Origin of the sequence: Thermoanaerobacter siderophilus SR4 (assembly GCF_000262445.1) — a bacterium.
In the GTDB taxonomy this organism is placed as follows: Bacteria; Bacillota; Thermoanaerobacteria; order Thermoanaerobacterales; family Thermoanaerobacteraceae; genus Thermoanaerobacter; species Thermoanaerobacter ethanolicus.
This window is the reverse complement of sequence record NZ_CM001486.1, coordinates 1601146-1607715: the sequence shown is the minus strand read 5'-3', so window position 1 is coordinate 1607715 and position 6570 is coordinate 1601146. Positions and strand designations below refer to the sequence as shown.

General features: G+C 35.8%; 5 protein-coding genes, 1 tRNA gene and 2 pseudogenes. All 8 read right to left on the bottom strand.

Translation table 11 applies throughout. The features are described 5' to 3' along the window. Window positions 1-425 precede the first annotated feature (425 nt). A pseudogene (locus THESIDRAFT1_RS14110) lies at window positions 426-623 on the bottom strand (group II intron reverse transcriptase/maturase); the annotation flags it as partial. Between the two features lie 481 nt (window positions 624-1104). Beyond that, window positions 1105-1181: transfer RNA gene (locus tag THESIDRAFT1_RS07870), tRNA-Arg, on the bottom strand. Window positions 1182-1276: 95 nt separating this feature from the next. Next, window positions 1277-2902 carry a chaperonin GroEL gene (gene groL / locus THESIDRAFT1_RS07865; protein WP_003870513.1) on the bottom strand — a complete coding sequence of 542 codons (1626 nt, stop codon included), beginning with the start codon at window positions 2900-2902 and terminating at the stop codon, window positions 1277-1279. A gap of 13 nt (window positions 2903-2915) precedes the next feature. Next, entirely contained in the window at window positions 2916-3200 is a 285-nt protein-coding gene (gene groES, locus THESIDRAFT1_RS07860) for a co-chaperone GroES (protein ID WP_003870514.1), read from the bottom strand. A 234-nt stretch (window positions 3201-3434) separates the two neighbouring features. Then, window positions 3435-4409 carry a hypothetical protein gene (locus tag THESIDRAFT1_RS07855; RefSeq protein WP_006570037.1) on the bottom strand — a complete coding sequence of 325 codons (975 nt, stop codon included), beginning with the start codon at window positions 4407-4409 and terminating at the stop codon, window positions 3435-3437. A 341-nt stretch (window positions 4410-4750) separates the two neighbouring features. Then, window positions 4751-5653: pseudogene (locus tag THESIDRAFT1_RS07850) on the bottom strand (IS200/IS605 family accessory protein TnpB-related protein). Continuing rightward, entirely contained in the window at window positions 5634-6230 is a 597-nt protein-coding gene (locus THESIDRAFT1_RS07845) for an IS607 family transposase (protein WP_006570036.1), read from the bottom strand. The pseudogene THESIDRAFT1_RS07850 and the gene THESIDRAFT1_RS07845 overlap by 20 nt, the downstream one beginning before the upstream one ends. 120 nt (window positions 6231-6350) lie before the next feature. Next, window positions 6351-6545: a hypothetical protein gene (locus tag THESIDRAFT1_RS14760; RefSeq protein WP_003871626.1), complete on the bottom strand. Its 195-nt coding sequence runs from the start codon at window positions 6543-6545 to the stop codon at window positions 6351-6353. Window positions 6546-6570 lie beyond the last annotated feature (25 nt).

Genomic DNA, 6570 nt, shown 5'->3' with positions numbered 1-6570 from the left:
TTTTTAGATAAAACCACCATCCGGGCCCTGTCATTCCTTCATGCGTCGTTCGACGCAAAAACCCTACCAAACGTTACGGCTGCTTATTTTGCTAAGAAAAAAGTATATGATGTGGTTTTTTAGCAATTTTTTATTTTCACATTATTTTGAGGGTGAATTTCCGTCTCGTGTGTTTTTTTTGATCTCATCTGTAGGTACCTGTAGGGGGATTTCCCCTTGTGCGTTCTTATTTCCCTCCTATCTGGGTTTGGGAAATTTTTTTCCCTTTTCTGCCCTTGGGTTTGGGATTGTTTATTCCCCCTTCCCCGCCATTTTGTGTTTTAATGGTTTGCCCAGGTTTTTTTTAGAATACGGTTAAAAGTTTATTTTATTTCCTTCCCATTGACTTCCAGGGGTTTCTTTTATTTGGAACAAGGCGGCTTTTAACTGCTTTCAATGTTCCCTCGTTCTAATATCAATTTCAAACATCTTTCCGGGTATATTTTTGTACCTCGTTTCTTCCATCTCCCGACGCCGATGATATACTATGCACTTCCGTTGTCTTTTTGAAATTCCATTTCTCTATTCAACGGATAGCCTCTTTGTTGAGTTGTCTGCAGTCTCTGCATATCTTTCGAGTCCATAAGATTTCCAAAACCTCCTAACGTTCGGTCCTTCCTTATCTATTCATGTCTAGATAAGTACTATGACCTCTGCTGACTTCTCAAGGTTCAACCATACATCACTGTATGGGTTGTCACTTCAGATTTTACTTCCATGACTTATCCTTGAGACCTCCCCGGGTAAGAACGATAACTTTCATCTCATATATCTGCCAGATTTACTGTATGGGATTCGGGTAGTGTTGGACTTCGTTTTGTTACGCAAACTCATCCATCCCAATTCAGCCTCTTATCTGGTTCTTGTTCATCAGACCGAGATTTTGCCTTAAGCTTCCTTCAGATTCCACCTCACGATGGACACCCTTGCTCTTGGCTAGTGGTTCCCACTACCAAGCCCACAGCGGACTTTCACCGCCTAGTTATCGCCCATGCCGGGCGCACGTAAAAAGGATTCTAACTATAAGATAGTTAGAATCCTTGATATTACTAATTTCTATGGTAATGGTGCGCCCGAGAGGACTCGAACCTCCGGCACGCAGTTTAGGAAACTGCTGCTCTATCCTGCTGAGCTACGGGCGCTTAATATTATTACAAAAGTATTTTATCAGACAATCGCAAAAGTGTCAAGTTTAAAAAGCTTAAAAAAGGCTGAGCCTCAACTCAGCCTTTTTTGATTACATCATATCCATTCCTGCTCCAGGATTTGGCATTCCTGTATTCTTCTCTGGTATGTCTACTACTATTGCCTCTGTTGTGAGTATCATTGAAGCAATTGACGCAGCATTTTGTAAAGCTGTCCTTGTAACTTTTGTTGGGTCCACAATACCTGCTTTGAACATGTCTGTGAATTCTTCCTTGTAAGCATCATATCCGAAGTTTGGATCTTTAGCAGCTTTTATTTTTTCTACTATTACAGAACCGTCAACACCAGCATTTGTTGCAATTTGTCTTACAGGCTCTTCTAATGCTCTTAATACTATCTTAGCACCCGTCTTGAAATCGCCTTCTAAGGAGTCAACTACTTTTTGTACATCTTCTATTACATTGAGAAGGGCAATACCGCCACCAGGTACTATACCCTCTTCTACTGCTGCTTTTGTAGCTGCTAATGCGTCTTCAATTCTGTGTTTCTTTTCTTTGAGTTCTGTCTCAGTTGCAGCACCAGCTTGAATTACAGCTACACCACCAGCCAATTTTGCAAGCCTTTCTTGTAATTTCTCTCTGTCATAGTCTGATGTCGTTTCTTCAATCTGAGCTTTTATTTGATTTACTCTCTTCTTAATTTCTGATGGATCACCTGCGCCACCTACAATTGTTGTATATTCTTTCGTAACTTTTACTTGTCTTGCACGGCCAAGCATATCTAATCTTACATCTTTCAAGTCATAACCTAATTCTTCGGAAATTACTTGACCGCCTGTGAGTATTGCTATATCTTGTAACATTTCTTTTCTTCTGTCACCAAAACCAGGAGCTTTTACAGCTACACATGTAAATGTACCTCTTAATTTGTTAACAATTAATGTTGCCAATGCTTCTCCTTCTACGTCATCAGCAATAATGAGAAGCTTCTTGCCCTGCTGTACTATTTGTTCTAAGAGTGGTAACAAATCTTGAATATTTGAGATTTTTTTATCTGTTATAAGAATAACAGGCTCTTCTAATACTGCCTCCATTTTTTCAGCATCTGTCACCATATAAGGAGAGATATATCCTCTGTCAAATTGCATTCCTTCAACAACTTCAAGAGTTGTACCTAATGTTTTTGATTCTTCAACAGTTATAACTCCATCTTTTCCTACTTTGTCCATTGCTTCTGCAATGAGCTTTCCTATCTCTTCATCAGCTGCTGATATAGAGGCAACGTGAGCAATTGACTCTTTATTATCTATAGGTTTAGATATCCTCTTTAATCCCTCAACTGCAGCATCAACAGCTTTTGCAATGCCTCTTCTTAAAAGCATTGGGTTAGCTCCTGCAGCGAGGTTTTTAAGCCCTTCACGAACCATTGCTTGTGCTAAAAGTGTTGCAGTTGTTGTACCGTCACCAGCAATATCATTAGTTTTTGTAGCTGCTTCTTTCAAAAGCTGAGCCCCTTGATTTTCAAATGGGTCTTCTAATTCAATTTCTCTCGCAATTGTAACACCGTCATTTGTTACTGTTGGGGAACCATACTTTTTGTCAAGTACCACATTACGACCTCTTGGTCCTAGTGTAACTTTTACAGTATCCGCAACTGCATTAACTCCTCTTTCTAATGCTCTACGAGCTTCTTCACCATATTTGATTTGTTTTGCCATTTTTAATACCTCCTTATTCGATAATTGCTAGAATATCGCTTTCTCTTAAAAGTAAATATTCTTCACCATCTAATTTAACTTCTGTCCCAGCATACTTGGAGAAGATTACTCTATCACCGACTTTAACTTCTAATTCTACCTTTTTGCCGTCTATGTATTCCCCTGTTCCTACTGCAACTACTTCACCTTGTTGTGGTTTTTCTTTTGCTGTACCAGGTAGAATGACTCCACCTTTTGTAACTTCTTCTGCCTGGATTACTTTGACCACAACTCTGTCTCCGAGCGGTTTTAATCTCATACTCTTTATCCCTCCTCCTTCATTTGTTAGCACTCAACTTATGTGAGTGCTAATCCCAATCTCTATATTAATTTAAGTGGTAAAACATATCAAACCTTATTATAGCCAATTTTAGGCCATATAATCTGATTATTTATGATTTTGCCCAAATATTATGATTTTATGCCATTATTTATCGATTTAGACTATGTTTCTGTATTTTGTATTTAAAAATAAAAAATACAGGGAAAATATTTATTCCCCCTTACCTTCAGATTTAACTAATCCTTGTTGTTTAAGATAATTAATCATATTATACATATACTGCTGCTGTTCCTTTGTCAACATAGATTTTAGATTGTCTATAATTGCTACCTGCTGGTCAGGTAATCCTTGAGGTAATGAATTGTTTTCTTCTTTCTCTAATTGTTCCTCTGTTTCTTTTTTATTGGTATCTAAAATTTTATCTCCTTCCTCTATTTTCGATATTTCCCCTTTATCTTCTATTCTTTCTATTTCCTCTTTATTTTCTTCTGCTTTTTGCTCTTCTTCCTCCATACTCCTAGTAGAAGATTGTAATTGTTTTTTCTCCTCTTTCATGCTGTTCATAATACCCTCTGCTTTGTTTAATACTTCCAACAATTTTATATTCTTTGCCAGCTTATCAGTTTCTTCTAACTTTTCTTCAGGAATTATAGGCCTTAGGGCCTCATAAATATCAATTATTTTGTCGAAAATATTGTCTTTATCTTCTTCTTTTGAATATTTCTCCATTTTTTCTTGCAAATTCTTCAACGCTTCATGAAATTTTAAAAACTTATCTATCACAATTTTTTTATCTTCCGTTATGTAGGGTTTTATCGCTTTCAAAATTCCTATTTTATCTACTTCTATTTTTTCTGCCACTTCAATTTCTTCTTCTGAAAGGCTCATCAATTTTTTTTGTATTTCAATTATTTCGGCTATTTTAGAGAAAATATCTACATAATATTGGTCTCTCTTGTTTAGATAAGGCTTTATGCTACCTACAAAATCTTTTCCCTTTGTTATCACTTCGTACACATCTATTGAAGTTTTTTTATTTTCCTGCGGTGAAGATAATTCATCTTTATCTTCTTCTGTAACTTCTTCTTTTTCTCTTTCCTTTTCTATACCCATTACCTGAAATCTCACAAATGCTACTATCAAAAGTTCTACAGCAAGTATTTTTAATAAAATCTCCTTTTGCAAAACAAATTCCCCCTATTTTTAATCTCTTACTAAATATATGTAAGGGGCTAGTCTATTATTATAGACCACCCCTATTTTTTGTCTAATTTTTTTCCCAAATAATTATTCCTGGAACAAATAGAAGTATTAAAATTATTATTATGAAAATCCAAAACCATCCTGCAACAAAACCTGCTCCTTTTTCTTCTGGCATAAATACTACCTGGTTACCCAAACTGTACAAAAATGTACAGTTTAGATAGCTGGGGTATTTGTAGTCCGCCTTTCAGGCTTTCCCAGCCCCAGCAGGCGGTATTTGGGAAAGCCATAGCCCCTGCCCCAAGAAGCAGGAACTCACGCCCTTACGGGTCTCCCCACTTGCCCTGGATTAATAATTCCCTCAGGGCAGAGAAGTCTCTTGGTACTTTCTCAGGAGAGAGTGGAGTCACCACCGCTGCCTTGAGAAGGTACTAAAACTTGTTCCATCCAGAGGTCTTAGCACCCTTCCTGGCTTACTCTCAAGGCTTTGTAAAAATTTTATTGCCTTATCTATTTCCCTTAAATGCTTTTTATTTATATGCTTGTTTCTAACTGTTTTCTTTACATGCTCTTTTAATTCTTCTAATTCATCTACAGTCAATGCGTTGAGAAACTTTCTATAATTATCTGGTATCTTTTCTTGTAGTCCTAATCCTCTTCTTGCTATTACGTAGGCTGCCGCTATATCTTTTGTTATCATATACTGCGGAGAATATTTTAACATTCCTATTATTGATGTATAAGAAGGGTCTACCTCTATTACTTCTATCCCTTCTCTTTTTGCTAAAATTTTTATTTTTGAAAGAAGTGATTTATAGCTAAAATTATGTCTTATCCTTCTTGATTTTCTCCCTGAAAAGTCCCCTCTTTTGCCTTTGTCTTTTATTTCTAATTCTTCAATTACAATTGTATTCTTTCCCATTTGTATGGCGCTTTTGAAGTTTCCCAAATAAGTCTCTTCCTCCAAAAATGACTTTCTTTGGATTGTTGTCTAATTGTCTAGATGATTCTAATACACCTCTTGCTTTCATTATTGCATCATCTACATACCTTGAGTTTAAGTTAAATGTTCCCTGAAGGTCTCTTTTTAATGTGTTTCTATTATAACCTTCTAAGAGTCTCTTATATGCAAATCTCATACAAGAAGACCATCTTCTCATTAAGTCTGATACTATTTGTTTGTTTTCTTGACTTAGAAAAATGAGTTTAGCCTGTATTACTATCATGCTCTTTGCTCCTTTGTCCGTAAATTCTTGCTGCAAATGAGGTGACTATTGCTATTAAGTCCTCTGCTAGCTCTTTATTTATATCTTCTTCGTTTTCTTTCCCGTCTAAAACTATAAGCTCCACCCCAAAGCTTTCCATGAAAAATTTGAGATATTCAAAGCCAAATCTTGCTAGTCTATCAGGATATTCTATTACAACTTTTTCAACTTCTCCTCTTTTTATCTTGTTCAAAAGCTTTAATAAGCCTCTTCTATTTTCATTTACGCCACTTGCTATTTCGGATATGACTTCATACTGCCATCCTTGGGAATTAGCGTATTCTTCAAGCCTTCTAATTTGATTCTTAAGATATTCTTCTTGTTTCTTTTTGGACACTCTTGCATACAAAACTACTTTAGGTTTTGGTTTTTCTTCCAGCATGCCTAATAACTTCTCTATATCTTCTTTTTTGTACCTTCTTCTTCCTTTTGCTGTTCTAACTGGGGTTATTAATCCTTCCTTTTCCCAGTTTATTAGAGTAATCCTGCTTATATCATATAGCTCTTTAACTTTTTTATAGTTAATAACATTTGTCATCACCTAATTGAAATTATATCATTTTTTACTACCAATTTTAACTGTTTTGACCTCCCTTCAAATAGGTAAATGGTAGTAAAATAAAGCTTTTCATATTTAGCTAATATATAATACGTAATTTTAAGAATTTGTGTTACCAAAATTAATGCCTGTTAATGACCACAAAAATCGCTTTGCTTTTTTTCGCGGTTTTTCTTCCTGCAAAATTACAAGTATTAAAAAGAAAAATAGTAGACTTTCAAGCTCAAATCTTACATCCAACAGCAAAGTTAAAATTACAAAAAAGAAGAGCAGTGTATCTCCAGAAAAAGACATATATTATCACTCCACACGCATCAAA

What these genes read in the sequence shown, in the direction of transcription:
- groL (WP_003870513.1), bottom strand. Translation starts at nt 2,902, where the DNA reads ATGGCAAAACAAATCAAATATGGTGAAGAAGCTCGTAGAGCATTAGAA.
- groES (WP_003870514.1), bottom strand. Translation starts at nt 3,200, where the DNA reads ATGAGATTAAAACCGCTCGGAGACAGAGTTGTGGTCAAAGTAATCCAG.
- THESIDRAFT1_RS07845 (WP_006570036.1), bottom strand. Translation starts at nt 6,230, where the DNA reads ATGACAAATGTTATTAACTATAAAAAAGTTAAAGAGCTATATGATATA.
- THESIDRAFT1_RS14760 (WP_003871626.1), bottom strand. Translation starts at nt 6,545, where the DNA reads ATGTCTTTTTCTGGAGATACACTGCTCTTCTTTTTTGTAATTTTAACT.